The organism is Streptomyces sp. SID14436, assembly GCF_010548465.1.
Lineage (GTDB): Bacteria > Actinomycetota > Actinomycetes > Streptomycetales > Streptomycetaceae > Streptomyces.
The window spans coordinates 1-25,673 of record NZ_JAAGMD010000833.1 but is presented as its reverse complement, the minus strand read 5'-3'; the positions used below and the strand labels follow the sequence as shown (position 1 = coordinate 25,673).

Genomic DNA, 25,673 nt, shown 5'->3' with positions numbered 1-25,673 from the left:
CCCTCTCGTCGACTGGCCGGCGACCGCGCCGGGCAGCCTGTTCGACCCGGGGCCGTCCGGAGCGGCCTCCGGCGGCAGCGCCGGCATGGCGCTGCGCTCGGCCCTGGTCGAGATCGTCGAGCGGGACGCGTTCACCACGGCCTGGGGACGCCGGCTGCGGCTGCCCTGCTGGACGGACCCGTTCGCGGCGGCCGCGGGGACACCGGACCGCCCCACCGGCGAGGCGCTGCGCGCCCTGTGGCGGCGCGCGGCCGACGCGGGAGTCCGGACGGTCTTCGCCCGCATCCCGACCGCCGTCGACGGCCTGTGCTGCGTGGTCGCCTGCCTGCTGGAACCGGAACGCCCCGGCGCCCTGGTGACCGTGGGCATGAAGGCGTCCGACCGCCCCCACGACGCCCTGCTCGGCGCCCTCCAGGAGGCCTGGCAGGTGCGCGCCGCCCTGGAGGCCACCCTGCTGGACGGTCCCGTGGCCGACGTGCCGGACCCGCTGGTCACCGAGCACGAGCGGATCCGGTACATGCTCACCGCGCGGGCCCGCCGTGCCGTGCGGGACTGGGCCGGCGGCTTCGTGCCCGCCCCGGCTCCGATGACCGCCGCCGAGGTGACCACCGACGGGATCGTCACCGCGCTGCTCGCCGACGGAGCCGACCCGCACGTCGTCGACCTCACACCCCGGCTGCCGGCCACCGTGGCCGCGATGGGCTGGCGCGCCGTGAAGGTCGTCCCGGCGGGTTACCAGCACCTGCGGATGGACGAGACCCACGAGTGGAGCTGGAACCGCTCCCGGCTGGCCTCCGCACCCGAGCGCACCGGCTGCCCGGCGCGCCTCACCGACCACCGGGCCGCGGCCCCCCACCCCCTGCCCTGACCGGGCGGCCCCGCCCGGGCCCGCCCCCGATCCCCTCGAAACGGGAGGACACCGAACGATGCTGGAACTGGACAACGTCGTACGTCGCTTCGGCGACCACTGCGCGGTCGACCAGGTGTCGTTCCGCGTCGACGACGGCCGGATGACCGGCTTCGTCGGCGGGAACGGCGCGGGGAAGACCACCACCATGCGCATGATCATGGGCGTCCTGGCGCTCAACGGCGGCGAGATCCGCTGGAACGGCGGCCCGGTCACCGCCGAGGACCGCCGCGGCTTCGGCTACATGCCCGAGGAGCGCGGGCTCTACCCGAAGCAGACCGTGCTCAGCCAGCTGGTCTACCTGGGCCGGCTGCGCGGACTGAGCGCACGCGCGGCCCAGGAGTCGGCCGCCGGACTCCTCGACCGGCTCTCCCTCGGCGACAAGCGCGACGCCCGCCTGGAGTCGCTGTCGCTGGGCAACCAGCAGCGCGTGCAGATCGCCGCCGCGCTGATCGGCGAACCCCGGCTGCTGGTGCTGGACGAGCCGTTCTCCGGCCTCGACCCGCACGCCGTGGACTCGATGGCCGAGCTGCTGCGCGAGCACACGGCGCGCGGCGTGCCGGTGCTGTTCTCCTCCCACCAGCTGGAGCTCGTCGAGCGGCTCTGCGACGACCTCGTCATCCAGTCCGGGGGGCGGGTCCTCGCCCGGGGGACGGCGAGCGAGCTGCGCCGCCGGGGCCGGGTGCGGCACCGCCTGGTGACCGCCGGGGCCACCGGCTGGCTGCACGACGTCGAGGGCGTCGACGTCATCGAGCGGAGCGAGGGCACCGCCCTGCTCGAACTCGCCACTGAGGAGGTGGCCGACCGGCTCCTGGCGGAGGCACTGCGCCGGGGCCCGGTACGGGAGTTCGCCGAGATCGTCCCCAGTGTCGCCGACGTGTTCAGGGAGATGACGGCAGCATGACCACGCTCACCACCGAGACCGCAGCACACACCGGAGAGCACGTGAGCACCGGGACCACCGAGGCCACCGGGACCACCGAGGCCACCGGGACCACCGGGACCACCGAGCCGGGCGGTACCACCGCCGGCCCCGCGCCCGCAGCGGGTCGACCGAGCAAGGCGCCGAAGAAGCGGCAGCCGTCCGCCTGGCCGATCGTCGCCGCGCGCGAGATCGCGGTGAAGATCCGCGACCGGGGCTTCCTGCTCTCCACGGTCGCCACCCTGGCCGTCATCCTCGGCGCCGTCGGACTCCAGGTCTACCTCGCCTCCACCGTCGGGAAGATCACGGTCGCGGCCGTCTCCACCGACGCCGACCAGCTGGTCCGGCAGGCGGAGGCGCTGGCCGACCGCGCCGACCAGGACATCGAGATCAGCGTGCGCGCGGAGTCCTCCCCGGACGCGGTGCGCGACGCGGTCCGCTCCGGCGACGTCGACGCGGGACTGCTGAGAACCCCGGAGGGCTGGACGCTGCTCGGCGACACCGACAGCGACTCCACCGCCGCCACCTGGATCGGCGCCGCCGTGCAGACGGCCGCGCTGGAGGCCAACGCAGCGGCCGCGGACACCGACATGGAGACCCTGGCCGAGGGCGCCACGCTCCAGCACACACTGCTGTCGCCCGACGAGACGCCCGAGACCGTGGTGCGGATGGCCACCTACTTCTTCGGCTTCCTCTTCTACCTCGCGGCCGTGCTGCTCGGCGTCTCGCTGGCCACCAGCATCGTGGAGGAGAAGCAGAACCGGATCGTCGAGATCATCGCCGGGTCCATCCGTTTGCGGGACCTGCTGGTGGGCAAGATCGTCGGCAGTACGACGCTGGCCCTGGCCCAGATGGTGGCGTTCACGGCGGCGGCGGTGATCGGTCTGGTCGCCACCGGCGAGAGCGGCACGCTGGGACAGGTCACGACGGGTCTGGGCTGGTTCCTGATCTACTACGTGGTCGGAATCGCCGTCCTGGCCTGCGTGTTCGCCGCCGCAGGAGCCATCGCCACCCGCACCGAGGACATCCAGTCCACCACGACCCCGGTGAACGCCCTGGTCGCCGTCGTCTTCGTGGCCGGCATCACGGCCACCGGCACGGCACAGAGCGTCCTGTCCTTCGCCCCCCTGACCTCGACCATCACCATGCCGGCACGGATCATCGCGGGCGACACCGCCTGGTGGGAGCCCGCGGCCTCGCTGCTGGTCTCGCTGGCGGCGGCCACCCTCGTCGTCCTGGCCGCCGAGCGGGTCTACCGCAGGGCCCTGATGCAGACCGGCCGCAAGCTGTCCTTCCGTCAGGCCTTCAGGCTGGCCGACTGAACCAGGCGCCGGGCGGCACTCCCGCCCGGCCTGGCCGGAACCGCTCCGGCCGACGCGAACGCGTCCATACCATCCAGACGCCGGCCGGCGGCATCCCCGCCCGGCACCGGCGGAGCAACCCCGTCCACCCGGTCCGAAGGACCGGAACAACTCCCCGAGGAGACACGTCATGAGCGACACCAACCGCCCCAACAACACCGTCCTGTACGCCGCCCTCATCGCCATCCTGTGCGGCGCCGAAGTGGCGGTCATCACCAGCGACATGGGCAACACGGTCCGGTACGGTCTGGGCGCCGTGCTCCTCCTCGCCCTGGTCGCGTGCGTCTTCCAGCTGAGCCGGACCCGCCGCACCCGCTGATCCCGCGGCACGCGTTCACCCCCAGGCCGGGGCCGCCCCCGCCCCCCGAGCGGCCCCGGCCGGACATCCCCTCTAGTGGAGGCTTCCATGCCCACCGAGCACCCCGTCCGCATCAGCGGCCCGGACGACGCTCCCCCGGAGACCGCGGCGATACGCCTGATCGCCCTGCTGCCCAAGGGCTGGAGAGCCACCGTCCTCGACTGTCACGACGGCACGGCGACCCTGAGGCTCACCGTGCCCGACGGCCTCACCCCGCCGGCGGTCGACCGCACCCTCGACGACATCCTCGCCAACCCGGTCCTGCGGGGCTGGACCAAGGCGTGACGGCACCGGCCCGAGCAGCCGGGCCTGCCCGCCTCACCCCCACGGCACAAACCGCGCGGTCGGTCCGGTAAGGCGCGCGAAGGACGTCAATTACCCGCCATGAACGTCCGGTACCAGGGGGCGGCATGCGCGAACGCCTCCGCGAAGCCCGGGCCCGGCGAACAGCCCACCTCCCGCCAGAAGGCGTCGTCCGTGAACCAGTGGTCCACGGTCAGCATGCCGAGGTGGTGCAGCGCCAGCGGGGACCCGGCGGCCCGCGCCAGCGCGGTGCCGACGTCCACCGAGGCCGTAACGCCGGACCGCTCCACCCGGGCGCCCACCGCGGCGAGCAGTTCCGGGACCGGCACCGGATCGGGGTGGTTGACGTAGTGGACGCTCCCGGGCCGCGGACCGGTGCCGGACAGCGCCGCCGCCACGACCGCCCGGCCCAGCGAGTCGGCATCGATCATGGACTGACGTGCGTCGCAGCCGGTGAGCGTCGCGGACAACTCCCGCAGCAGGCCCACCAGTCCAGGCACCACCCAGTGGTCGCCCCGCCCATACACCAGGTGCGGGCGCAGCACGACGCCGCCCGCGTCGAGGACGTACCGTTCGGCCGCCGCCCGGCTGCGGCTGGTCGCGGAGGCAGGAGCGATGGGCGCCTCGCCGGGGCGCACCCCGCGGAAGGGCCCGCGGCCGTGGACCGCCGCGGTGCTCACGTACACGATGCGGCGCACACCGCTGCGCACCGCCTCCGCCACCAGGGCCCGGGTGCCCAGGTCGTTGACCGCCGTAACGGTCTCCGGGTCGCCGCCGACGCGCGAGGCGCAGTGCACCAGGACGTCGACGCCCGCACAACAGCCGTGCAGGGTGGACGGGTCGGCGAGGTCGGCCCGGATGTGCTCGGTCTGTGGGGGGTCCCCGGCCGCCGGGCGACGGGACAGCAGCCGCAGGCGCACGCCGGGTTGGTGGCGCGCCGCCTCGGCGGCCCTGCCGCCGATGAAACCGGTCGCGCCCGTGAGCAGGAGGTTCACCGTCATGACAGGGGCTGCACCGGGGCCGGGGGAGCGGCGGTGAGGGTGGCGGTGAAGACGGGTTCGTCGTCCTGCCGGCCGGTGACCCGGACCGTCGCCTCGTCCTCGGTCTTGTCGAGCACCTCGGCCTCTATCAGGCAGGGCGAGTCCAGTTCGGCGTAGCGGCTGAAGGCGACGGCCATCGCGGACGGCAGGAAGGGCCGCCTGCCCGACGCCGCTGTCGCGGCCTGACGGGCCGCCTCGAACAGCACCATGCCGGGCACGTGGTCGTTGGGCCGGTGGAACAGGACGGGGTGGCCGGTGTGCACGCGCAGCCGCCAGGTGCCCTCCCGGTCGGAGGGGGCCAGGACGACGTCGTCCTCGCGGTCGCGGCCGACCCGGGCGGGGGGTATCGCCGGCAGCAGGGGTATGCGGGCGCCGGGGGCCGCCAACTGGCTGGCGCGCAGGCGGCGGTAGGCGGCCGGGGAGGTGCAGCCGGTGCTGCCGGTGCCGCGGGCGACGAGCCGTCCCGCGCGGTGGAACTCCATGGTGGTGCGCATGCTGTGCAGGACCCGGCCCCGCCGGCGGATCTCGGAGCAGACCACGTCGACGGTGACCGGCTCACCGGCCTCCGTGAGCCGCAGCCCGGACGGGTCCGTCAGCACCTTCAGGTCGCGCATGACGAAATGGGTGTCCGCGGGGGCGCCGAACTCGGCGTGGGCGAGCACCATCGAGGTCTGCCGCAACGTTTCACCGACGACCATCGGGTCCTGGTGGCGGTCGTCCACCGGGGCGAAGAAGGCGTGTTCGGCGGGCCAGTGGGCGGTGACGCGGAAACGGTGTCCGGACAGGCGGACCCATTCGGCGGGGAAGACGTCCGACGGGCTCGACCGGTGCGCGAGTTCGGCGGTGACCGGCGTGGGTCCGCCGGACGGTGCCGAGGTGCCCGTACCGCCTCGCGGCGGACCGGTCGGGTCCTCCGCGGATGCGTCTAAGTCACCTGTCTGCGGCATTACGGACCCCCGGGATCAACGGCCTGGTTCCGGTCAACTTCGCACTAAGATACGGACGAGCCGGTTTTTTTCAAGGTGATCTGCGTCGCCGATCGCCCGGCATCACTGAAGATGTGCTCACGCGCCCGTCCGACACGGCGGCCGCCCCGACGACCGCGCCCGCATGCCGGGTGACGTCGCGGGGCACCGGGGGCGATCAGTGATACACGCCAGATCAGGAGGCACCCGATGGCGCGACAGGAGCGCGCGATCCGCACGCGGCGGACGATCCTGGAGGCGGCCGCTGCCGTCTTCGACGAACGCGGCTACACCTCGGCGACCATCGGGGAGATCCTGGAACGGGCCGGGGTGACCAAGGGCGCGCTGTACTTCCACTTCGGCTCGAAGGAGGAGCTGGCGCTCGGCGTCTTCGAGGAGCAGTTGGCGCTCACCCTGCCGCCACAGTCCAGCAAGTTGCAGGAGCTCGTCGACTCGGGCCTGGTCCTGGCGCTGCGGCTGCGCACCGAGCCGCTGGTCCGGGCGAGTGTCGGACTGGCCCTGGACCAGGGCGCGTTGGGACTGGACCGGACGCCGGCGTTCCGGATGTGGATCGACCAGACCACCCTGACGCTCACGGAGGCGAAGACGTGCGGCGAACTGCTGCCGCACGTCGACCCGACCGAGACCGCCGAACTGCTGGTGGCCGGCTTCTCGGGGGTGCAGCTCCTGTCGCAGCTGCGCTGCCAGCGGCGGGACCTGGAGCACCGGGTGGTCGTCCTGTTCCACCACATGCTCCCGGGCATCGCGGTGCCGGCGGTGCTGGCCCGGCTGGAGATCTCCGCGGAGCGTGCGGAGCGGATCTTCGCCCAGGGTCGCGCCGAGCCCATGGCGGAGGCGGGCTAGGCGGTCTCCGCCGCCGGGCGGACACCGCCCGTCAGCCGCGTCGACAACGCCGCCGGCCCGTGGCCCTGGGGTGCGGGCGGAAGGATCACGCAGTCAGGCCCCGGGAACACCCGAGTCTCGTTCCCGTCGGGGTAGCGGACCAGGTAAGGGGGTCCTCCGTCCGCACCGTGTACCTCGATGACCTCTCCTACTTGTGCCGGGTCACTTCCATCGGTGCCGTGCTTCGGTATCCGGTCTCCCATATTGGCGCGCATGCTGCCACCTGCCCCTTCGGACTGTGTTGATCTTGGTGACCAACGCTTCCTGGTGGACGACTCCCGAGGGAAGTCGTCACCGACCCGTCGGGCACCTGGCTGAGGCACTCGGCGGGCTCTGACGGACCGGAAGGCGGGGCGCGGGCGGTCGGAGGTGGGTTCATCCACAGCCGTGGGGTGCGGGAGCGGTCCACAAGCGTGGCGTGCGGGATTGGTCCACAGGCGTGGTGCGCGGGAGTTGTCCACAGGGTGTGACGTGTTTCGGCTGCCGGTTGTAGCGTCTGCGTCGTCGAGGCCGTTCCTCGCGCCGCCGGCGGATCCGTCGGCGCCGGCGACAGGGCGGCGAGCCGGGGCGGTGCGCGGGCGGGCGCACCCCGCAGGGGGGAGAAGGTTGCTGTGAGCGAACAGGGTGCCGGAGCGGGCGGAGCCGCGCAGCGTGAGCGGGTGCCGGGCGCGCGGGAAGCCGGAGCGGGACCGCGGCTGCCGCGGGTGAAGGGATTCGCCGGGTGGCCGGCCGAGGGCTCCGCGAAGGCGGACGGCAAGGCGCTGCGCGGGCGGATCCCCCGCGCTGACCACGCCCGGCTCGACCTGGACGCCTCCCGCCCCGACGCGGTGCAGGCGGTCGAGGAGTCCAGCCGTGGCCGGCTGCCCGGGCTGACACCGATACGGGTGGGCAGGATGGCCGCGACGCCGTTCGCGTTCCTGCGCGGCTCCGCGGGGCTCATGGGCCACGACCTGGCCCGCACCCCCGTGACCGGGATACGGGCGCAGATATGCGGGGACGCCCATGCGGCGAACTTCGGCCTCTACGGCGACGCACGCGGCGGCCTGGTCATCGACCTGAACGACTTCGACGAGACCGCGTCGGGCCCCTGGGAGTGGGACCTCAAGCGGCTCGCCGCCTCCCTGGTCCTCGCCGGGCGGGAGGCCGGGGCGGACGAGGACACCTGCCGGGCCGCCGCCCAGGACGCGGCCGGTGCCTACCGGCGCACCATGCGGCTGCTGGCGAAGATGCCGGTCCTGGACGCCTGGAACGCGATTGCGGACGAGGAACTCGTCTCCCACACCGACGCCCACGACCTGCTGGGCACCCTGGAGCGGGTCTACGAGAAGGCGCGCGCCAACACCAGCGGCCGCTTCGCCGCCAAGTCGACGGAGGCCACCGAGGACGGCGGGCGGCGCTTCGTCGACGCGCCGCCCGTGCTGAGCCGGGTGCCGGACGCCGAGGCCGCCGCCGTCGCCGCGTCCCTCGAGGAGTACGTCACCACGCTTCCCGAGGACCGCCTGCCGCTGCTGGCCCGGTACGCCGTGCACGACGTGGCCTTCCGCGTCGTCGGCACGGGCAGTGTCGGCACTCGCTCGTACGTCGTCCTGCTCCTGGACCACCGGGGCGAGCCGCTGGTCCTCCAGGTCAAGGAGGCCCGCCCCTCGGCTCTGGCGCCGCACTTGCGGACCGCCGGCTTCGAGGCCGCGGGGGCGGTGCCCGGTGCCGGAGGGGACACGGCCGCCGGGGCCGGCCACGAGGGCCGCCGCGTGGTGCTGGGCCAGAAGCGGATGCAGGTGGTCAGCGACAACCTGCTGGGCTGGACGACCGTCGACGGGCGCCACTACCAGGTGCGCCAGTTCCGCAACCGCAAGGGCAGCGTCGACCCGGCGGCCCTGGCCGCCGACCAGGTCGACGACTACGCCCGGATGACCGGCGCTCTCCTGGCCCGCGCCCACTCGCACAGCGCCGACCCCCGCCTGATCGCGGGCTACTGCGGCAAGAACGAGGAGCTGGACGAGGCGGTGGCCGCCTTCGCGGTCCGTTACGCCGACCGCACCGAGGCCGACCACGCCGACCTGGTGACGGCGGTGCGGTCGGGACGCATCGCGGCCGAGCTGGGCGTCTGAGACCGGGAGCCGTGGCGCGGTGCCGTGCGCCGGTGCTGGGACCGGTGCGCGGCCCGGTGCCCGGCACGAGGTCCGGCCCGGTGTCCGGTCCGCTCACGCCCCGGGACGGACGCGCCGGGTCCGGTAGGTGCCCTAGGCTGTCCGGGTGACGACCTCGCAAGGTGAGCAGGGTGGCGGCGGCGCCGACGCGCGGCGGGAGCCGACCGGTGCGGGTGCGCCGCGGCCCGAGGAGCGCCTGGAACAGGCCGTACGGGCCGCCGAACAGGCGTTGATCGAGTTCGAGATCGCCGTGGAGACCTTCCGCGTCGAGGTGGAGAACTTCTCGCGGCTGCACGAGCAGAAGCTCGGCCCGATGTACGCCCGGCTCGAGGAACTGGACGCCCGGATCCTGGAGGTGAAGGCCGAACGCAGCGGCGACCCCGAGGACCGGCGGCGGGCCGACGAGGCCCGGGCCCAGCTGGCGCCCATCCCCGGGGTCGAGGAACTGCTGAACGGCTGGATGGACGGCGACGGCCTCTACCCGGAGGCCGCGGCGATGCTCACCGACCAGCCGGTCCGGCCCCCGCAGCGGGTACGTCCCGGGGAGGAGGCCCGCAAGCTGTACCGCGACCTCGCCCGCAAGGCCCACCCGGACCTCGCCCAGGAGGACTCTGAACGCCGCCGGCGCGAGGAGTTCATCACCCGCGTCAACGCGGCCTACGCCCGGGGCGACGCCTCGGAACTGCGCGAGCTCGCCGAGGAGTGGGCGGCCGGACCGCAGCCCAAACGCGTCGCCACCCCCGCCGACGAGCTCTACGCCCGCCTGGAGTGGCTGGCCCGGCGCAAGGAACTGCTCACCGCGGTGGCCAAGGAACTCGAGGACAGCGCCATCGGCGGGATGCTCCGGCTCGCTCCCGAGGACCCGGACGGTCTGCTGGACGAGATCGCGGAGCAGCTGCGCGCCCAGCTCGCTGAACGCGAGGCGGAGCTGGCCCGGCTGCTGGACTGAGCTGCGGACCGGGCACGTCCGGTAGCGTCGGGGACATGAGTTTCGGAGCTGGTGTGCCCACGGTCGGGGTCGCGGACCTCAAGGACGGCGACTTCCTGCTGGACGTCCGCGAGGACGACGAGTGGAAGGCCGGTCACGCCCAAGGGGCGCTGCACATCCCCATGAGTGAGTTCGTGGCGCGTTACGCCGACCTGACCGAGGCGGCCCCGCAGGACGGGCGGGTGCACGTCATCTGCCGTTCCGGCGCCCGCTCGGCCCAGGTCGCGATGTACCTGGTCCAGCAGGGTCTCGACGCCGTGAACGTGGACGGCGGCATGCAGGCCTGGCAGGACAGCGGCCGTGCCGTGGTGGCCGACGGCGGCGCTCCGGGGCACGTGCTGTAACCGGGAGCGGTGTCGCCCGGGCGCGTGCCCTTCCGGTCGGGCGACCTGGGACGGTGGGCGTGCGAGAGCCCGTGCCCCTCGGATGTGGATGAATCTCGGGCCGAGGCTCGGACCGGGGTGAGTGCTGGTGCGGGGCCCGTGCGGCGCGGCTGACGGGCGTCGTGCAGGGGGGAAATGGGCTCGTGCCCCCCACGGCCCGCCCCTGCGCCCCCGGCCCCTGCGCCCCCGCCCCGTGAACTGCCCCTCAGCCGAGGGGATGCGCGGCCAGACGGAGCCGACCGCCCGGGGGAGGGAAGCGACCGTTGCCGGGTCTCCCTCCCGTCGTGGTGATCGGCCCCGGGCCGCTCTCGGGCTACCGGTCGAAGTCCAGCTCCACCCGCTCCGTCACCGCGCGGGACTGGCAGGCCAGGACGTAGCCCGCCTCCGTCTCCTCCGACTCCAGCGCGTAGTTGCGGTCCATCCGCACCTCGCCCGAGACGAGGAAGGCACGGCAGGTCCCGCACACCCCGCCCTTGCAGGCGTAGGGCGCGTCCGGCCGGTTCCGCAGCACCGTGTCCAGCAGGGACTCGCCGTCCTGCACGGGCCAGGTGCCGCCGCGTCCGTCGAGCCGGGCGGTGACGGTGCTGTGGGCCGGGGCGGGGCCCCTGCCGCCGGCGGGTGCCGGGGCGGCATTCACGTGGAAGATCTCCTGGTGGACCCGGGACCGGTCCACCCCCAGGGAGCGCAGCGCCCGGTCGGCGCCCTCGACCAGGCCGTACGGCCCGCACAGGAACCAGCCGTCCACCCGCTCCACGGGGAGCAGGGCCAGCAGCAGCGTGGTCAGCCGCTCCCGGTCGAGGCGCCCGGACGGCAGCCCCGCCTGCTGTTCCTCCCGGGAGAGCACCGTGACCAGCTGGAACCGCTCGGGGTAGCGGTTCTTCAGGTCGGCGACCTCCTCCAGGAACATCGTCGAGGCGGACGTGCGGTCGCTGCGTATCAGGCAGAACCGGGCCCGGGGCTCGCGTTCCAGCAGGGTCGAGACGATCGAGAGGACCGGGGTGATGCCGCTGCCGCCGACGACCGCCGCGTACAGCCCGGGTGCGGGCGGCAGCGTGAAGCGGCCCGCCGGGGTCATCACCTCCAGCTCGTCCCCGATGTTGATCTCCTTGAGCGCGTACGTGGAGAAGGCGCCGCCCTCGACGAGCCGCACCCCCACCCGCAGCGTGTCCGGAGCCCGGCCGTCGGGTGCGGGGGAGCAGATGGAGTACGTGCGCCGGATCTCCGCGCCCTCGGTGGTGCGCCGCAGGGCCAGGTGCTGGCCGGGGACGTAGCGGTACGCCTCGCGCAGCTCCGGGGGGACGGCGAGGGTGAGGGCGACGGAGTCGTCGGTGAGCCGGTCGACCGCGGCCACCCGGAGCCGGTGGAAGCGGGCCATCACAGCTCCTTGAAGTGGTCGAACGGTTCACGGCAGGCCAGGCACCGGCGCAGCGCCTTGCACGCCGTGGAGGAGAAGCGGCTGAGCAGCTCGGTGTCGGCGGAGCCGCAGTGCGGGCAGCTGATCGCCTCCAGGGGTTCCTCCGGCCCGCCCACCGGCCGGGACCCGTGGCCGCGGGTCGCGCCGAGGTCCACCAGGACCGGGCCGGACGTCTCCCGCACGCGCGGCGGAGCGATGCCGAACTCGCGCAGCTTGCGCCGCCCCTCGTCGGTGATGTCGTCCGTCGACCAGGCGGGCGCGAGCACCGTCCGGACGGTGACCTCACGCACCCCGTGGTCGCGCAGCGCGCGCTCTATGTCCAGCGACATGGCCTCGATGGCCGGGCAGCCGGTGTACGTCGGGGTCAGCTCCACCTCGACGGCGTCGGTGCCCCGGGCGTGGACCGCGCGGACGACGCCCAGCTCGCGCAGGGTCAGCACGGGCAGCTCGGGGTCGGGCACCGAGCCGGCGATGTCCAGGAGCTCCGCCTCCAGGGGCGTGACGGTCACCATGTCGCCCCCGGGTGGCTGCGGTGCAGGTGCTGCATCTCGGCGAGCATGCGGCCGAAGGGCTCGGTGTGGAGTCCCTGGCGGCCCGCGCCGGCCGTCCAGGCGCCCGTGCGGGGCGTGGCGGGCACGGTGAGCGTGGCCTGCTCGAGGGTCCGGCCGATCTGCTCCAGCCAGGCCGGCTCCAGGCCGGCCGGGTCGGTGTCGAGGCCCTCGACGGGCCGGAACATCTCCCCGGTGTACCGCCACAGGGCGTCCACGGCCCGCTGCATCCTGCCGTGGCTCTCCTCGGTGCCGTCGCCCAGGCGCAGGGTCCACTGCTCGGCGTGGTCGCGGTGGTAGGCCGTCTCCTTGACAGCCTTCCCGGCCAGCGGGGCGAACGGGCCGTCGCCGGAGGCCAGTTCGGTGTACAGCAGATGCTGGTACGTGGAGAAGAACAGCTGGCGGGCGATGGTGTGGGCGAAGTCGCCGTTGGGCTGCTCCACGAGCTGGAGGTTGCGGAAGGCGCGCTCCTCGCGCAGGTACGCCAGCTCGTCCTCGTCGCCGGCCATGGACAGCAGCACGCGGGCCTGGCCGAGCAGGTCCAGGGCGATGTTGGCGAGGGCGACCTCCTCCTCCAGCACGGGCGCGTGGCCGGCCCACTCGCCCAGCCGGTGGGACAGCACCAGGGCGTCGTCACCGAGGGCCAGGGCGGCCGCCGTGACGGCGGTGTCCTTCGCGGGTGTCGTCGTCACAGGTGCTGCACCCCCTCGGGGATGTCGTAGAAGGTGGGGTGCCGGTACGGCTTGTCGGCGGAGGGCTCGAAGAAGGGGTCCTTCTCGTCGGGCGAGGAGGCGGTGATCGCGGAGGACGGCACGACCCACAGGGAGACGCCCTCGCCGCGCCGCGTGTACAGGTCGCGCGCGTTGCGCAGCGCCAGCTCCGCGTCGGGGGCGTGCAGGCTGCCCGCGTGGGTGTGGGACAGGCCGCGGCGCGAACGCACGAAGACCTCCCACAGGGGCCAGTCGGTGTGGGTCATGCGCGGGCCGCTCCTGTCTCGCTGTACGTGCCTGTCTCAACGGCGGCTCCGGCTGCGGCCGGTGTCCGCCGGGTGTGCTTGGCGGCGTAGGCCGCCGCCGCGTCGCGGACCCAGGCGCCCTCCTCGTGCGCCCTCCGGCGCTGGGACAGCCGCTGCTCGTTGCACGGGCCGTTGCCCTTGAGGACGTCCCAGAACTCGGACCAGTCGATCGCGCCGAAGTCGTAGTGGCCCCGGGCCTCGTTCCACCGCAGGTCGGGGTCGGGGAGGGTCAGGCCGAGGGACTCGGCCTGGGGGACGCAGATGTCGACGAAGCGCTGGCGCAGCTCGTCGTTGGAGTGCCGCTTGATCTTCCAGGCCATCGACTGCGCCGAGTGCTGCGACTCGTCGTCGGGCGGGCCGAACATCATCAACGACGGCCACCACCAGCGGTCGACGGCGTCCTGCGCCATCGCGTGCTGCTCCGGGGTGCCGTTGCTGAGCGCGAGCAGCAGCTCGTAGCCCTGGCGCTGGTGGAAGGACTCCTCCTTGCAGATCCGGACCATCGCGCGGGCGTAGGGGCCGTAGGAGCAGCGGCACAGGGGGACCTGGTTGGTGATCGCCGCGCCGTCGACCAGCCAGCCGATCGCGCCGACGTCGGCCCAGGTCAGCGTCGGGTAGTTGAAGATCGAGGAGTACTTCTGGCGGCCGGAGTGCAGCTTGTCGAGCAGCTCGTCGCGACCGGTGCCGAGCGTCTCGGCGGCGCTGTAGAGGTACAGGCCGTGCCCGGCCTCGTCCTGCACCTTGGCCATCAGGATGGCCTTGCGGCGCAGCGAGGGGGCCCGCGTGATCCAGTTGGCCTCGGGCTGCATGCCGATGATCTCGGAGTGGGCGTGCTGGGCGATCTGCCGCACGAGCGTGGCGCGGTAGGCGTCCGGCATCCAGTCGCGCGGCTCGATCCGCTCGTCGGCGGCGACGGCCGCGTCGAAGGCACGCTCGAACTCGGTGGTGTCGGTGGCGCCGTCGAGCGCGTCGTCCACCGGGCCGCGTGCCGTATCGCGGGCGGCTGCTGTCGCCATGGGGTCCCCCTCGACCTGGTGTTCTGGCCTGGTTTCTCGGCCGGTCCGCCCTGTGGCGGCGGACCTGCTCCCGACCGATCGTTCGGTTCGTGCGATTCCATGGTGAGACGGCCGTCGCGAGGTGTCAACCGCTGTGGACAACCTCGGCGAGGCGGCTTCCGGCCCTGTGGCCGACCGGGCGGGAGCCGCGACGCGTCCGGCCGGCCAGGGCGCCGGCCCGGCGGGCTCGGCTCCCCGGCCCGGCGGGGGCTCTCAGCCCGGCGGGCCGATGTGCGGATGTGGTGACGGCCACGGCAAGCGGGGCCCGCCGGGGGTGTGCCAGTGCTACCGGTGCTGAGTACCGTTCCGTCCGGCGCACCGTGACGGCGCCGCGAGGCACCGCACTGCGGCGACAGCGGTGCGGGAGGGGTGACCGGTCCCGCGCGCGGCGGGGCGGTGAACGGACCTCATGGTGGAACGGGGCGGAATGAACGCGAACGACGACGGCTCCCAGGCCCGGCGCGGGCCGGCGGGGCCGAGCGGCTCGGACCCGGGGGAGTCTCCCCCGGCCACCGAGTCCACTCCCCCGTTGCCCTGTCCCGCCGTCGTCGCAGCTCCCGCCTCCGGCCCTGCGACCGACCTCGGCCCTGCGACCGACCTCGGCCCTGCTTCCGAGGCCGACCCCGCTCCCGAGGCCGGCCCCGGTGACGACCCTGACCCCGACCTCGGCGCTGCTCCCGGCCCCGTGACCGGCCCCGTGACCGGCCCCGTGACCGGCCCCGAGGTCGGCCCCGTGACCGGCCCCGTGACCGGCCCCGTGACCGGCCCCGACGTCGGCCCCGGCACTGCTCCCGGCGCTGCCGTCGCCGGTGTCGCGACCGGCGGCTCCGTCGGCGGACCGCGCACGGGTGTGGCCGCGCTGTCGCTGCGGTACCGGTTGGGGGCCGCCCTCGCGCTCGCCGTCGTCGCGATCGGCGTGTGCGTGCACCTCGGCATGACCTTCCTGCACGTCGCCCCGGCCAACACCGTGAGCAAGGAGCACGGCGAGGCGATCCAGCAGTGGATCTACCCGGAGTTCGAACAGAACTGGAAGCTGTTCGCGCCCAACCCGCTGCAGCAGAACATCTCCCTCCAGGTGCGCGCCGACATCCGCACCGCCGACGGGGGCGTGCGCACCACCCGCTGGTACGACCTGTCCGCCGAGGACGGGCGGGCCATCGACGGCAACCTGCTGCCCAGCCACACCCAGCAAAACGAGCTGCGCCGGGCCTGGGACTTCTTCGTCGCCACCCACGACGACGAGAACCGCCCGGTGGGCGGGCGGGGAGCGCTGTCGGAGTCCTACCTCCGCCGAATCGTCGTGATGCGTCTGGACCGGGCGGACGCGGCCGGGCCGGGCGACGTCGTCGACCGGGTGCAGGTCCGCTCGCGCACGACGAACGTGCCGCCGCCCGAATGGAGCGACGAGCAGGTCTCCACCACCCCGGTCGACCGCACCCTGCCCTGGTGGCCGGTGCCCGAGGACGAGGCCCGGGGAGGCATCGGGTGAACCGCTTCTCGCTGACGCTCTCGCGCGGCATCGCGCGCGTGACCGACGCCCCTCTCGGTCCCTATCAGAGTGCCGTCATACGCATCGGTTTCAGCGTGACCTGGCTGCTGTTCCTGCTCCGCGAGTTCCCCCACCGCCAGGAGCTGTACGGGCCCGACAGCCCCTGGGCGTGGGACCTGGCCCAGCAGCTGGTGGGGACGAACGGCGCCTTCACCGCTCTGCTCTGGTCGGACGGACAGGGCTGGTTCGAGGCCCTCTACGCGCTCGCGATGCTGTGGAGCCTTCTGCTGCTGTTGGGCTGGCGCACCCGCACCATGTCGGTGCTGTTCATGGTGGGCGTGCTGTCCCTGCAGAACCGCAGCGTCTTCATGGGCGACGGCGGCGACAACGTGCTGCACCTGATGGCGATCTACCTGGTGTTCACACGCTGCGGCCAGGTCTGGTCGCTGGACGCCCGGCGGGCCCGGCGCACGGCGGACGCACGCGGGCGCGGCGAGGAACCGCGGGACCGGACCGGACCCGCGCTCTGGGGCGTGCTCGGCTTCCTGCTGCTCGTGGCGACGCTGGCGGGGCGGATGGACGGCGAGCTGTTCGTCCCGGTGCTGCTGTGGACCGTGTGGGCGGCCCAGGGCCTGTGGTGGCTGACGGGCCGCCGGGGCGGGAACGGGCAACCGCGGATCCTGCTCGACGTCACCGCCAACATCGTGCACAACGGTGCGCTGTTCGTGATCATGGCCGAGGCGTGTCTGATCTACGCCACGGCCGGCTGGTACAAGGTCCAGGGCTCGCGCTGGCAAGACGGCACCGCGGTCTACTACCCGCTGCAGCTCGAGTACTTCTCGCCCTGGCCCGCGCTCGGGGACCTGCTCTCCGCCAGCGGCACCCTGGTCATGCTGGTCACCTACGGGACGGTGGCCGTGCAGGTCGCCTTCCCGTTCACGCTGTTCAACCGACGGGTGAAGAACGTCCTGCTGGCCGCCATGATCACCGAGCACGCCGCGATCGCGGTCGTCCTGGGGCTGCCCTTCTTCTCCCTGGCGATGATCGCCGCCGACGCCGTCTTCCTGCCGACGTCCTTCCTGCGCCGCCTGGGCCGCGCGGCGACGGGGCTGCGGGGGCTGCGGGTACTCCGGTGGCGGTCCGGCCCAGCCCTCCGTAGCCGGGGCACATCCGTGTCCGGTACTGACGCCGGCACAGACGCCGGTCGTCGGCCCGAACCCGCACCCGGCCAGGAGCTGAACGCGGGCCTGAACGCGCGCCTGAACCTGGACCCGGACCCCGACCCCCAGGCCGGTCCCGGCATCGGCCACCCCGGCCCCGGTCCCGCCCCCGGCCCCGGTCCCGCCCCCGGCGTCGTGCCGGCACCCGGGTCCCCGCCCGACCGGGGACCCGTCCTCCCCGCGCCCCGTGGCGCCCCGGGCAACCGCACTCAGGGGAAACCTTGAGCCGCTCGAGTTGCTTGCCATGCCGCGCGAGCGGACGCCCCCGCAGGCGACGCCCGGCCGCCCGCCCCGCGCAAGGCTCCGCACCGTGAACACCGAGCGAGCCGTACCGAGCCGTACCGCGCCCTACGCGCCCTACGCGCCCTACGCGCCCTACGCGCCGTACGCGCCGTACGCGCCGTACGCGCCGTACCGCGCCGTACCGCGCCGTACCCGCCGGACCGGACCCGGAGCGCACGTAGGCTGCCCGACATGACCGTGCCCGACCCCGACGGACCCGCTCCCGGCCGTCCCGCTCCAGCGCCCCACCCCACCGTCGGCTCCGCCGCGTCCCCTTCCGCTGCCCCTGCCCCTTCCTCTTCCTCGCCCGACACCCTGGGCGTCTGGCGTCGGCAGGCCGGGAGCGAGGAGGTGGTCCTGCTCGACGGCTTCCACGCGGTCAAGCACGCCCTGCGCTTCGGCGCCGAGATCCGGGTGGCGGTCACCGCGGACCGGGCTGCCGCTCTCGCCCTCGCCGACGAGCTGGCCCCGGACGTCCGGGAGCCCCTGGGGGCGTTGCTGGCCGAGGTGTCCTACGAGGCGTACGCGTCGGTCGTGCCGCGCCCGCACCCCACCGCCGTGGCGGCCCTCGCGGCCCGGCCGTCGCGCGCGGGCCGACTGGAGGCGCTGGCGCGGACCCCGCGCACCGCTCCCGTCGTGGTCCTGGACCAGCCGCGCAACCTGGGCAACGCCGGGGCGGTGATCCGGCTGGCCGCCGGGTTCGGAGCCACCGGTGTCGTCACCACCGGCACGCTGGACCCCTGGCACCCCACCGTGGTGCGCGGCGGAGCCGGGCTGCACTTCGCGACCACGGTGGAACGGCTGGCCGTGGCCGAACTGCCCGCCGGGCCGGTGTTCGCGCTCGATCCCGAGGGCCAGGACATCCGCGGTACCGAGCTGCCCGACGACGCGCTGCTCGCGTTCGGCTCCGAGCGCAGCGGTCTCTCGCCGGAGCTGCGGGCGCGGGCGGACCACCTGGTCGCGCTGCCCATGCGCCCCCAGGTGTCCAGCTACAACCTGGCGACCAGCGTGGCCATGGCGCTGTACCACTGGAGCGCCACCGGGGGAGCTCCCGCCTGAGGAACTCCGCCCGGTGACGACATCAGTGCAAACACCAGTGCGAGGCGCCGGTGGACGCCACCGGTGCCTGCCTACGCCTCCCGGCGCACCTCGACCACCCGGAACCGGTTGGCGACGAACGCGCCGTCGGTCAGGGCCGCGTTGGCCGCGGGGTTGCCGCCCGAGCCGTGGAAGTCGGAGAAGGCGGCCGTCTGGTTCACGTACACCCCGCCGGTCAGGTTGAGGGAGAGCTGGGCGGCCTCCTCCAGGCACACCTCCCGCACGGCCTCCTCGACCTCCGGGGAGGTGGTGTACGCGCCGACCGTCATGGCGCCCTTCTCGCGGACGGTGCGCCGCAGCAGGTCGGCCGCGTCCGTGGCGGAGTCGACCGCGACGGCGAAGGACACCGGGCCGAAGCACTCGCTCATGTAGGCGGACTCGGCGTCCGGCTTCGAACCGTCCAGCTTCACGATCACCGGGGTGCGGACCACCGCGCCCGGGAACTCGGGGTGGGTGATCTCCCGGGAGGCGAGGGCCACCTCGCCGAGACCGGCGGCGGCCTCCAGGCGGGCCTTGACGTCCGGGTTGACGATCGCGCCGAGCAGGGCGTTGGCCCGGGTGTCGTCGCCGAGCAGGCCGTCGACCGCCTTCGCCAGGTCGGCGGTGACCTCGTCGAAGGTCTTGTGGCCCGCGTCGGTGGCGATGCCCTCGCGGGGGATGAGCAGGTTCTGCGGGGTGGTGCACATCTGGCCGCTGTACAGCGACAGGGAGAAGGCCAGGTTGGACAGCATCCCCTTGTAGTCGTCGGTGGACTCGACGATCACCGTGTTGACGCCGGCCTTCTCGGTGTACACCTGCGCCTGGCGGGCGTTGGCCTCCAGCCAGTCGCCGAACTCGGTCGAGCCGGTGTAGTCGATGATCCGGATCTCCGGGCGGGTGGCGAGCGTCCTGGCGATGCCCTCGCCGGGCCGCTCGGCGGCCAGCGCCACCAGGTTCGGGTCGAAGCCGGCCTCGATGAGCACCTGGCGGGCGACCTGCACGGTGAGCGCCAGCGGCAGGACCGCGCGCGGGTGCGGCTTGACCAGGACCGCGTTGCCCGTGGCCAGGGAGGCGAACAGGCCCGGGTAGCCGTTCCACGTGGGGAAGGTGTTGCAGCCGATGACCAGGCCGATGCCGCGCGGGACCGGCGTGAACGTCTTGGTGAGGGCCAGGGGGTCGCGCTTGCCCTGCGGCTTGGTCCACTCCGCGGTGTCGGGCGTGCGGACCTGCTCCACGTAGGCGTAGGCGACGGCCTCCAGGCCGCGGTCCTGTGCGTGCGGGCCGCCCGCCTGGAACGCCATCATGAACGCCTGCCCCGAGGTGTGCATGACCGCGTGGGCGAACTCGTGGGTCCGGTCGCTGATCCGCTTGAGGATCTCCAGGCAGACCACCGCGCGGGTCTCCGCGCCCGCGTCCCGCCAGGCCCGCATCCCGGCCTTCATGGCGGGCAGCAGCTCGTCGAGGTCCGGGTGCGGGTAGCTCACGCCCAGGTCGATGCCGTAGGGGGAGACCTCGCCGTCGACCCAGCCGTCGGTGCCGGGCTGGCCGAGGTCCAGGCGGGTGCCGAGCAGGGCGTCGAAGGCGGCCTTGCCCGCCGCCAGGTCCAGGCTGCCGTTCTCCCCGTAGGCCTTGGGATGTTCGGGGTGCGGGGACCAGTACGCGCGCGTGCGGATCGCTTCGAGGGCCCCGTCCAGCGTGGGCCGGTGCCGGGTGATCAGCTCGTGCGCGGTGAGTTCGGCGGCCATGGGGACCAACTCCTCGTCTCAGGAACTCGTCGGCGAGTTCATGGACCTGGGCAGAAACATGGGCAGGGACGGGCGGTCAGAGTTAGAGTAACCGAACGATCGGTCGGGACAAGGGGGTCCGCCGCATCTGTGGAAAACGTCGTGCGGGAGGATCGCGCACATGACAGCACTCGACCTCAGCAGTCCCGTGGCCGTGGTCGGCACCGGCACCATGGGCCAGGGAATCGCCCAGGTCGCGCTGGTCGCGGGCCATCCCGTGCGGCTGTACGACGCCGTCCCGGGCCGGGCGCGGGAGGCCGCCGACGCGATCGGCGCGCGGCTCGACCGCCTGGTCGCCAAGGAGCGGCTCACCGCGGCGGACCGGGACGCGGCCCGCGCGCGACTGCTGCCCGCCGGTGAGCTCTCCGACCTCGCGGACTGCGCCCTCGTCGTCGAGGCCGTCCTGGAGCGGCTCGACGTCAAGCAGGAGCTGTTCGGCGCGCTGGAGGAGAGCGTCTCCGACGACTGTCTGCTCGCCACCAACACCTCCTCCCTGTCGGTCACGGCCATCGGCGGCGCCCTGCGGGTGCCCGGCCGGTTCGTGGGCCTGCACTTCTTCAACCCCGCCCCGCTGCTGCCGCTCGTCGAGGTGGTCTCCGGCTTCGCCACCGACGCCGACTGCGCCGCCCGCGCGTACGGGACCGCGCGCGCGTGGGGCAAGTCGCCGGTCGCCTGCGCCGACACCCCCGGCTTCATCGTCAACCGCATCGCCCGGCCCTTCTACGCCGAGGCGTTCGCGGTGTACGAGGCGCGTGGTGCCGATCCGGCGACCGTGGACGCGGTGCTGCGCGAGTCCGGCGGCTTCCGGATGGGCGCCTTCGAGCTGACCGACCTGATCGGGCAGGACGTCAACGAGTCCGTCACCCACTCGGTGTGGCAGTCCTTCTTCCACGACGTGCGCTTCACGCCGTCCCTGGCCCAGCGCCGCCTGGTCGAGTCCGGCCGCCTGGGCCGCAAGAGCGGACGCGGTTGGTACGACCACCGCGACGGCGCCGAGCGGCCCGCACCGCACACCGCGGGGCCGGAACCCGCCCCCGCGTACGTCGTCGCCGACGGCGGCCCGGGCCCCGCCTCGGACCTCCTGCCGCTGATCCGCGAGGCCGGCATCGAGGTGCGCGAGGGCGGCGCGGACGGGGACGGCCGTCTGGTGCTGCCCGGCGGCGGCCACCTGGTGCTCGCCGACGGCCGGACGGCCGGGGAACGCCGCGACACCGTCCAGTTCGACCTCGCCCTGGACTACCGCGGCGCGAGCCGCATCGCCCTCTCCGCCGGCCCGGACACGCCCGCCCGGACGGTCGCCGAGGCCACCGGCCTGTTCCAGGCGCTCGGCAAACGGGTCAGCGTCATCGGGGACGTGCCCGGCATGATCGTCGCCCGCACGGTGGCGCGGATCATCGACCTCGCGCACGACGCCGCCGCCCACGCGGTGGCCACCGAGGAGGACATCGACACCGCGATGCGCCTGGGCGTCAACTACCCGCTCGGCCCCTTCGAGTGGAGCCGCCGCCTCGGCCGCGACTGGGCCCACGCCCTCCTCCGGCAGTTGCACGAGCGCGACCCGTCCGGCCGCTGCGCCCCGTCCCTGGCGCTGTACCGGCACGCGCGGGCCACCGAGAAGCGGGAGAGCACCCCATGACCACCGTCCGGCGTGACACCTACACCCCGGAGACCCTGCTGTCCGTGGCCGTCCAGGTGTTCAACGAACGCGGCTACGACGGCACCTCCATGGAGCACCTGTCCAAGGCGGCCGGCATCTCCAAGTCGTCGATCTACCACCACGTGGCCGGCAAGGAGGAACTGCTGCGCCGCGCGGTGAGCCGGGCGCTGGACGGGCTGTTCGGCATCCTCGACGAGGAGCCCGCGCGTGAGGGGCGGGCGGCCGACCGCCTGGAGTACGTCGTGCGCCGCATGGTCGAGGTGCTCACGGCCGAACTGCCGTACGTGACGCTGCTGCTGAGGGTGCGCGGCAACACCGGCACCGAACGGTGGGCGCTGGAGCGGCGGCGCGAGTTCGACCACCGGGTGGCCGCCCTGCTCAGGGCCGCAGCGGCCGAGGGGGACGTGCGCGAGGACATAGACGGCCGGCTCGTGACCCGGCTGGTCTTCGGCATGATCAACTCGATCGTCGAGTGGTACCGCCCCGACGGCCGCGGTTCGAGCGAGCGGGAGGTCGCCGACGCGGTGGTCCGGCTCGCCTTCGACGGGCTGCGCAAGGCGCCCTGAGCCGAGCGGCCGGCCCCGCCACCCGGGCGTCCGCGCTCGCTTGTCGCCGCCGGGTCGCGGTTCAGCCTTGGGGTTCCAGGTCCTCCTCCTCGAACACCAGCAGGGTGCGGGTGCTGAGCACCTCGGGGATCGCCTGGAGCCGGGTGAGCACCAGCTCGCGCAGGGTCCGGTTGTCCGGCGTGTGCACCAGCAGCAGCACGTCGAAGTCACCGCCGACGAGGGCGATGTGCGAGGCGCCCGGCAGCTGTCTGAGCTGCTCCCGGACGGTGCGCCAGGAGTTCTGGACGATCTTCAGGGTGATGTACGCGGACGTCCCGTGCCCGGCCCGCTCGTGGTCCACCCGGGCGCCGAAGCCGCGGATGACACCGTCCTCCATGAGCCGGTTGATCCGGGCGTAGGCGTTCGCCCGCGACACGTGCACCCGCTCGGCCACCGACCGTATCGACGCGCGGCCGTCCACCTGGAGCATGCGCAGGATGTCCTGGTCGATGGCGTCGAGGGGGCGCGCGGGCCGCAGGGGGCCGACGGGCTCCGACCCCTCGGCCATTTGTTCAGACGACACCCGCCCCCGCCTCTCCACGATGGACGTACTGCACCCATCTCAGGTTGTGGAGGACCGTTTGTCCACAGCCTGGCGCCACCCGTAGCCAAAATGTGCCGGCGACCGAACAATCGGTTGGTGAGGCGCGTCACAGACGCCGCGCCTTCCTGAGCCGCTCCCACGAGGAGGTGCGTCATGACGGTCATGGAGCAGCGGGGCGCTTACCGGCCGACCCCGCCGCCCGCCTGGCAGCCCCGTACGGACCCCGCGCCGCTGTTGCCGGACGCGGAGCCGTACCGGGTGCTCGGCACCGCGGCGGCCGCCGAGGCCGACCCGGAGCTGCTGCGCCGGCTGTACGGGGAGCTGGTGAAGGGCCGTCGCTACAACGCGCAGGCGACCGCCCTCACCAAGCAGGGCCGTCTGGCGGTCTACCCCTCCAGCACCGGCCAGGAGGCGTGCGAGGTCGCCGCCGCGCTCGTCCTGCGGGACCAGGACTGGCTCTTCCCCAGCTACCGCGACACGCTCGCCGTCGTCGCACGCGGCGTGGACCCCGTCGAGGCGCTCACCCTGCTGCGCGGCGACTGGCACACCGGGTACGACCCCCACGAGCACCGGGTCGCCCCGCTGAGCACACCGCTGGCCACGCAGCTGCCCCACGCGGTCGGTCTCGCCCACGCGGCCCGGCTCAAGGGGGACGACGTGGTGGCGCTGGCCATGGTCGGCGACGGCGGCACCAGTGAGGGCGACTTCCACGAGGCGCTGAACTTCGCCGCCGTGTGGCAGACCCCGGTCGTCTTCCTCGTCCAGAACAACGGCTTCGCGATCTCCGTGCCGCTCGACAAGCAGACCGCGGCGCCGTCGCTGGCCCACAAGGCCGTCGGCTACGGCATGCCCGGCCGCCTGGTCGACGGCAACGACGCTGCCGCCGTGCACGAGGTGCTTTCCGACGCCGTCCGGCGGGCCCGCGAGGGCGGCGGCCCCACCCTGGTCGAGGCCATCACCTACCGCATGGAGGCGCACACCAACGCCGACGACGCGACCCGCTACCGCGGCGACGCCGAGGTGGAGACCTGGAAGGGCCACGACCCCGTCGTGCTGCTGGAGCGCGAGCTCACCGCGCGCGGCCTGCTCGACGAGGACGGCATCGAGACCGCCCGCCGGGACGCCGAGACGCTGGCCGCGGACCTGCGCGAGCGCATGAACCAGGACCCCGTACTCGACCCCATGGACCTCTTCAGCCACGTCTACGCGGAGCCCACGCCCCAGCTGCTGGAGCAGCGGGAGCAGCTGCGGGCCGAGCTGGCGGCCGAGGCCGAGTCGGAAGGAACGCACCGATGACCACCGTCGCCGTCAAGCCGGCCACCATGGCGCAGGCGCTCACGCGCGCGCTGCGCGACTCCATGGCCGCCGACCCGTCCGTGCACGTCATGGGCGAGGACGTCGGCACCCTCGGCGGTGTCTTCCGGATCACGGACGGCCTCGCCGAGGAGTTCGGCGACGAGCGCTGCACGGACACCCCGCTGGCCGAGGCGGGCATCCTCGGCACGGCCGTCGGCATGGCGATGTACGGGCTGCGCCCGGTCGTGGAGATGCAGTTCGACGCGTTCGCCTACCCGGCGTTCGAGCAGCTGCTGTCGCACGTCGCGAAGACGCGCAACCGCACGCGCGGGGCCATGCCCCTGCCGATCACCATCCGCGTCCCCTACGGCGGCGGCATCGGCGGCGTCGAGCACCACAGCGACTCCTCCGAGGCGTACTACATGGCGACCCCGGGCCTCCACGTCGTCACACCCGCGACCGTCGCGGACGCCTACGGGCTGCTGCGCGCGTCCATCGCCTCCGACGACCCGGTCGTCTTCCTGGAGCCCAAGCGGCTGTACTGGTCGAAGGACTCCTGGAACCCGGACGAGCCGGCACCCGTCGAGCCGATCGGCCGTGCGGTCGTGCGGCGCCCGGGCCGCAGCGCCACGCTCGTCACCTACGGTCCGTCCGTCCCCGTCTGCATGGAGGCCGCCGAGGCCGCCCGCGCCGAGGGATGGGACCTCGAGGTCGTCGACCTCCGGTCGCTGGTGCCGTTCGACGACGAGACGGTGTGCGCCTCGGTGCGCCGGACCGGACGCGCGGTGGTCGTCCACGAGTCGGGCGGCTTCGGCGGCTCGGGCGGCGAGATCGCGGCCCGCGTCACCGAGCGCTGCTTCCACCACCTGGAGGCGCCGGTGCTGCGGGTGGCCGGGTTCGACCTGCCGTACCCGCCGCCGATGCTGGAACGTCACCACCTGCCGGGCGTCGACCGGATCCTGGACGCGGTGGGGCGCCTGCAGTGGGAGGCCGACAGCTGATGACACAGGTGCTGGAGTTCAAGCTGCCCGACCTCGGTGAGGGGCTCACCGAGGCGGAGATCGTGCGCTGGCTGGTCGAGGTCGGCGACGTCGTCGCCATCGACCAGCCGGTCGTCGAGGTCGAGACGGCCAAGGCGATGGTCGAGGTGCCCTGCCCCTACGGCGGTGTGGTCACCGCCCGCTTCGGCGAGGAGGGCACCGAACTGCCCGTCGGTTCCCCGCTGCTGACGGTCGCGGTGGGCGGGCCGGAGAAGGACGCGCCGAAGACGGCGGCGGGCACCGCGGGCGCCAACCGCGCCGGGGGGTCCGGTGAGCCGGAGGCCCGCGCCGAGGGCTCGGGCAACGTGCTCGTCGGCTACGGCACGTCCCAGGCGCCCGCCCGGCGCCGCCGCGTGCGCCCGGGCACGCC

At 73.8% G+C, this 25,673-nt stretch carries 28 protein-coding genes; 18 read left to right on the top strand and 10 right to left on the bottom strand.

Going from position 1 to position 25,673, the window contains the following annotated elements; all coding sequences use genetic code 11:
• From G3I53_RS30370 to G3I53_RS30350, 5 genes are all read left to right on the top strand, one after another.
• A partial coding sequence (locus tag G3I53_RS30370) for a YcaO-like family protein (protein ID WP_164438978.1) occupies nt 1–868 on the top strand: 868 nt, incomplete at its 5' end.
• Nucleotides 869–926: 58 nt separating this feature from the next.
• A complete protein-coding gene (locus G3I53_RS30365) occupies nt 927–1,811 on the top strand; it encodes an ATP-binding cassette domain-containing protein (protein ID WP_164333630.1) in 885 nt (294 codons plus the stop codon).
• Nucleotides 1,808–3,151 (top strand): ABC transporter permease, encoded by a 1,344-nt coding sequence (locus tag G3I53_RS30360; RefSeq protein ID WP_164333629.1) that lies wholly within the window; start codon nt 1,808–1,810, stop codon nt 3,149–3,151. The genes G3I53_RS30365 and G3I53_RS30360 overlap by 4 nt, the downstream gene beginning before the upstream one ends.
• A 169-nt stretch (nt 3,152–3,320) precedes the next feature.
• Nucleotides 3,321–3,509 carry a hypothetical protein gene (locus G3I53_RS30355; protein WP_164333628.1) on the top strand — a complete coding sequence of 63 codons (189 nt, stop codon included), beginning with the start codon at nt 3,321–3,323 and terminating at the stop codon, nt 3,507–3,509.
• Between the two features lie 87 nt (nt 3,510–3,596).
• Entirely contained in the window at nt 3,597–3,833 is a 237-nt protein-coding gene (locus G3I53_RS30350) for a hypothetical protein (protein WP_164333627.1), read from the top strand.
• 86 nt (nt 3,834–3,919) lie between these two features.
• On the opposite strand, the gene G3I53_RS30345 is transcribed toward G3I53_RS30350, so the two are convergent.
• Nucleotides 3,920–4,852 carry an NAD-dependent epimerase/dehydratase family protein gene (locus G3I53_RS30345; RefSeq protein ID WP_164333626.1) on the bottom strand — a complete coding sequence of 311 codons (933 nt, stop codon included), beginning with the start codon at nt 4,850–4,852 and terminating at the stop codon, nt 3,920–3,922.
• Nucleotides 4,849–5,838, bottom strand: a complete 990-nt coding sequence (locus G3I53_RS30340; RefSeq protein ID WP_164333625.1) for a ScbA/BarX family gamma-butyrolactone biosynthesis protein — start codon at nt 5,836–5,838, stop codon at nt 4,849–4,851. Before G3I53_RS30340 ends, G3I53_RS30345 begins: the two co-directional genes overlap by 4 nt.
• Nucleotides 5,839–6,066: 228 nt before the next feature.
• Here G3I53_RS30340 and G3I53_RS30335 point away from each other — a divergent pair, with 228 nt between their 5' ends.
• The gene (locus G3I53_RS30335; RefSeq protein WP_164333624.1) at nt 6,067–6,720 is read left to right on the top strand and encodes a ScbR family autoregulator-binding transcription factor; all 654 of its coding nucleotides are present in this window, start codon (nt 6,067–6,069) and stop codon (nt 6,718–6,720) included.
• On the opposite strand, the gene G3I53_RS30330 is transcribed toward G3I53_RS30335, so the two are convergent.
• A complete protein-coding gene (locus G3I53_RS30330; RefSeq protein WP_343240716.1) occupies nt 6,717–6,962 on the bottom strand; it encodes a DUF1918 domain-containing protein in 246 nt (81 codons plus the stop codon). The two genes, G3I53_RS30335 and G3I53_RS30330, sit on opposite strands and share 4 nt — an antisense overlap.
• A 456-nt stretch (nt 6,963–7,418) precedes the next feature.
• Here G3I53_RS30330 and G3I53_RS30325 point away from each other — a divergent pair, with 456 nt between their 5' ends.
• The 3 genes from G3I53_RS30325 to G3I53_RS30315 all read left to right on the top strand — a co-directional run bounded on the left by G3I53_RS30325 (nt 7,419) and on the right by G3I53_RS30315 (nt 10,238).
• Nucleotides 7,419–8,867 (top strand): DUF2252 domain-containing protein, encoded by a 1,449-nt coding sequence (locus G3I53_RS30325; RefSeq protein ID WP_164333634.1) that lies wholly within the window; start codon nt 7,419–7,421, stop codon nt 8,865–8,867.
• Between the two features lie 145 nt (nt 8,868–9,012).
• The gene (locus G3I53_RS30320; protein ID WP_205077607.1) at nt 9,013–9,855 is read left to right on the top strand and encodes a hypothetical protein; all 843 of its coding nucleotides are present in this window, start codon (nt 9,013–9,015) and stop codon (nt 9,853–9,855) included.
• A 53-nt stretch (nt 9,856–9,908) separates the two neighbouring features.
• Nucleotides 9,909–10,238, top strand: coding sequence for a rhodanese-like domain-containing protein (locus G3I53_RS30315; protein WP_164333632.1), 330 nt, complete (start codon nt 9,909–9,911; stop codon nt 10,236–10,238).
• Between the two features lie 352 nt (nt 10,239–10,590).
• Here the strand turns inward: G3I53_RS30315 and G3I53_RS30310 are convergent, their stop codons facing one another.
• From G3I53_RS30310 to paaA, 5 genes are read right to left on the bottom strand one after another with little or no spacing between them, the layout of a single operon-like run.
• Nucleotides 10,591–11,652, bottom strand: a complete 1,062-nt coding sequence (locus G3I53_RS30310; protein ID WP_164333622.1) for a 2Fe-2S iron-sulfur cluster-binding protein — start codon at nt 11,650–11,652, stop codon at nt 10,591–10,593.
• Complete coding sequence (gene paaD, locus G3I53_RS30305) at nt 11,652–12,203, bottom strand: 1,2-phenylacetyl-CoA epoxidase subunit PaaD (RefSeq protein ID WP_164333621.1); 552 nt, start codon at nt 12,201–12,203, stop codon at nt 11,652–11,654. The genes G3I53_RS30310 and paaD overlap by 1 nt, the downstream gene beginning before the upstream one ends.
• The gene (paaC, locus tag G3I53_RS30300; protein ID WP_164333620.1) at nt 12,197–12,931 is read right to left on the bottom strand and encodes a 1,2-phenylacetyl-CoA epoxidase subunit PaaC; all 735 of its coding nucleotides are present in this window, start codon (nt 12,929–12,931) and stop codon (nt 12,197–12,199) included. Before paaC ends, paaD begins: the two co-directional genes overlap by 7 nt.
• On the bottom strand, nt 12,928–13,215 hold the full coding sequence (paaB, locus tag G3I53_RS30295; RefSeq protein WP_164333619.1) for a 1,2-phenylacetyl-CoA epoxidase subunit PaaB: 288 nt from the start codon (nt 13,213–13,215) through the stop codon (nt 12,928–12,930). The genes paaC and paaB overlap by 4 nt, the downstream gene beginning before the upstream one ends.
• Nucleotides 13,212–14,270, bottom strand: coding sequence for a 1,2-phenylacetyl-CoA epoxidase subunit PaaA (gene paaA / locus G3I53_RS30290; protein WP_239064192.1), 1,059 nt, complete (start codon nt 14,268–14,270; stop codon nt 13,212–13,214). The genes paaB and paaA overlap by 4 nt, the downstream gene beginning before the upstream one ends.
• Nucleotides 14,271–14,736: 466 nt before the next feature.
• Here paaA and G3I53_RS30285 point away from each other — a divergent pair, with 466 nt between their 5' ends.
• The 4 genes from G3I53_RS30285 to G3I53_RS30270 all read left to right on the top strand — a co-directional run bounded on the left by G3I53_RS30285 (nt 14,737) and on the right by G3I53_RS30270 (nt 18,359).
• Nucleotides 14,737–15,798: a DUF5819 family protein gene (locus G3I53_RS30285; protein ID WP_164438977.1), complete on the top strand. Its 1,062-nt coding sequence runs from the start codon at nt 14,737–14,739 to the stop codon at nt 15,796–15,798.
• On the top strand, nt 15,795–17,243 hold the full coding sequence (locus tag G3I53_RS30280; RefSeq protein WP_343240715.1) for an HTTM domain-containing protein: 1,449 nt from the start codon (nt 15,795–15,797) through the stop codon (nt 17,241–17,243). The genes G3I53_RS30285 and G3I53_RS30280 overlap by 4 nt, the downstream gene beginning before the upstream one ends.
• An 85-nt stretch (nt 17,244–17,328) precedes the next feature.
• Nucleotides 17,329–17,496: a hypothetical protein gene (locus tag G3I53_RS30275; protein WP_164438976.1), complete on the top strand. Its 168-nt coding sequence runs from the start codon at nt 17,329–17,331 to the stop codon at nt 17,494–17,496.
• Nucleotides 17,493–18,359, top strand: coding sequence for a TrmH family RNA methyltransferase (locus G3I53_RS30270; protein ID WP_164332569.1), 867 nt, complete (start codon nt 17,493–17,495; stop codon nt 18,357–18,359). The genes G3I53_RS30275 and G3I53_RS30270 overlap by 4 nt, the downstream gene beginning before the upstream one ends.
• Before the next feature lie 71 nt (nt 18,360–18,430).
• On the opposite strand, the gene paaN is transcribed toward G3I53_RS30270, so the two are convergent.
• A complete protein-coding gene (gene paaN / locus G3I53_RS30265; RefSeq protein ID WP_164332568.1) occupies nt 18,431–20,122 on the bottom strand; it encodes a phenylacetic acid degradation protein PaaN in 1,692 nt (563 codons plus the stop codon).
• A 160-nt stretch (nt 20,123–20,282) separates the two neighbouring features.
• On the opposite strand from paaN, the gene G3I53_RS30260 reads away from it, so the two are divergent.
• Together G3I53_RS30260 and G3I53_RS30255 are read left to right on the top strand one after the other, a co-directional pair.
• Nucleotides 20,283–21,797 (top strand): 3-hydroxyacyl-CoA dehydrogenase, encoded by a 1,515-nt coding sequence (locus tag G3I53_RS30260; protein ID WP_164332567.1) that lies wholly within the window; start codon nt 20,283–20,285, stop codon nt 21,795–21,797.
• Nucleotides 21,794–22,384 (top strand): TetR/AcrR family transcriptional regulator, encoded by a 591-nt coding sequence (locus tag G3I53_RS30255; RefSeq protein WP_164332566.1) that lies wholly within the window; start codon nt 21,794–21,796, stop codon nt 22,382–22,384. Before G3I53_RS30260 ends, G3I53_RS30255 begins: the two co-directional genes overlap by 4 nt.
• A gap of 61 nt (nt 22,385–22,445) precedes the next feature.
• Here G3I53_RS30255 and G3I53_RS30250 read toward each other — a convergent pair whose 3' ends face one another.
• Complete coding sequence (locus G3I53_RS30250; protein WP_164332570.1) at nt 22,446–22,931, bottom strand: Lrp/AsnC family transcriptional regulator; 486 nt, start codon at nt 22,929–22,931, stop codon at nt 22,446–22,448.
• Between the two features lie 189 nt (nt 22,932–23,120).
• Between G3I53_RS30250 and pdhA the strand changes: the two genes are divergently transcribed.
• The 3 genes from pdhA to G3I53_RS30235 all read left to right on the top strand — a co-directional run.
• Nucleotides 23,121–24,263 (top strand): pyruvate dehydrogenase (acetyl-transferring) E1 component subunit alpha, encoded by a 1,143-nt coding sequence (gene pdhA, locus G3I53_RS30245; RefSeq protein WP_164332565.1) that lies wholly within the window; start codon nt 23,121–23,123, stop codon nt 24,261–24,263.
• A complete protein-coding gene (locus tag G3I53_RS30240; RefSeq protein ID WP_164332564.1) occupies nt 24,260–25,264 on the top strand; it encodes an alpha-ketoacid dehydrogenase subunit beta in 1,005 nt (334 codons plus the stop codon). Before pdhA ends, G3I53_RS30240 begins: the two co-directional genes overlap by 4 nt.
• Nucleotides 25,264–25,673: biotin/lipoyl-containing protein (locus G3I53_RS30235; protein ID WP_343240714.1), on the top strand; the 410-nt coding region annotated here is incomplete at its 3' end. The genes G3I53_RS30240 and G3I53_RS30235, both read left to right, overlap by 1 nt.

Bases quoted from the DNA above. Each gene is read 5' to 3' on its own strand.
- G3I53_RS30365 (WP_164333630.1), top strand. From the start codon at position 927: ATGCTGGAACTGGACAACGTCGTACGTCGCTTCGGCGACCACTGCGCG.
- G3I53_RS30360 (WP_164333629.1), top strand. From the start codon at position 1,808: ATGACCACGCTCACCACCGAGACCGCAGCACACACCGGAGAGCACGTG.
- G3I53_RS30355 (WP_164333628.1), top strand. From the start codon at position 3,321: ATGAGCGACACCAACCGCCCCAACAACACCGTCCTGTACGCCGCCCTC.
- G3I53_RS30350 (WP_164333627.1), top strand. From the start codon at position 3,597: ATGCCCACCGAGCACCCCGTCCGCATCAGCGGCCCGGACGACGCTCCC.
- G3I53_RS30345 (WP_164333626.1), bottom strand. From the start codon at position 4,852: ATGACGGTGAACCTCCTGCTCACGGGCGCGACCGGTTTCATCGGCGGC.
- G3I53_RS30340 (WP_164333625.1), bottom strand. From the start codon at position 5,838: ATGCCGCAGACAGGTGACTTAGACGCATCCGCGGAGGACCCGACCGGT.
- G3I53_RS30335 (WP_164333624.1), top strand. From the start codon at position 6,067: ATGGCGCGACAGGAGCGCGCGATCCGCACGCGGCGGACGATCCTGGAG.
- G3I53_RS30330 (WP_343240716.1), bottom strand. From the start codon at position 6,962: ATGGGAGACCGGATACCGAAGCACGGCACCGATGGAAGTGACCCGGCA.
- G3I53_RS30310 (WP_164333622.1), bottom strand. From the start codon at position 11,652: ATGGCCCGCTTCCACCGGCTCCGGGTGGCCGCGGTCGACCGGCTCACC.
- paaD (WP_164333621.1), bottom strand. From the start codon at position 12,203: ATGGTGACCGTCACGCCCCTGGAGGCGGAGCTCCTGGACATCGCCGGC.
- paaB (WP_164333619.1), bottom strand. From the start codon at position 13,215: ATGACCCACACCGACTGGCCCCTGTGGGAGGTCTTCGTGCGTTCGCGC.
- paaA (WP_239064192.1), bottom strand. From the start codon at position 14,270: ATGGCGACAGCAGCCGCCCGCGATACGGCACGCGGCCCGGTGGACGAC.
- G3I53_RS30285 (WP_164438977.1), top strand. From the start codon at position 14,737: ATGAACGCGAACGACGACGGCTCCCAGGCCCGGCGCGGGCCGGCGGGG.
- G3I53_RS30270 (WP_164332569.1), top strand. From the start codon at position 17,493: ATGACCGTGCCCGACCCCGACGGACCCGCTCCCGGCCGTCCCGCTCCA.
- paaN (WP_164332568.1), bottom strand. From the start codon at position 20,122: ATGGCCGCCGAACTCACCGCGCACGAGCTGATCACCCGGCACCGGCCC.
- G3I53_RS30260 (WP_164332567.1), top strand. From the start codon at position 20,283: ATGACAGCACTCGACCTCAGCAGTCCCGTGGCCGTGGTCGGCACCGGC.
- G3I53_RS30255 (WP_164332566.1), top strand. From the start codon at position 21,794: ATGACCACCGTCCGGCGTGACACCTACACCCCGGAGACCCTGCTGTCC.
- G3I53_RS30250 (WP_164332570.1), bottom strand. From the start codon at position 22,931: ATGGCCGAGGGGTCGGAGCCCGTCGGCCCCCTGCGGCCCGCGCGCCCC.
- pdhA (WP_164332565.1), top strand. From the start codon at position 23,121: ATGACGGTCATGGAGCAGCGGGGCGCTTACCGGCCGACCCCGCCGCCC.
- G3I53_RS30240 (WP_164332564.1), top strand. From the start codon at position 24,260: ATGACCACCGTCGCCGTCAAGCCGGCCACCATGGCGCAGGCGCTCACG.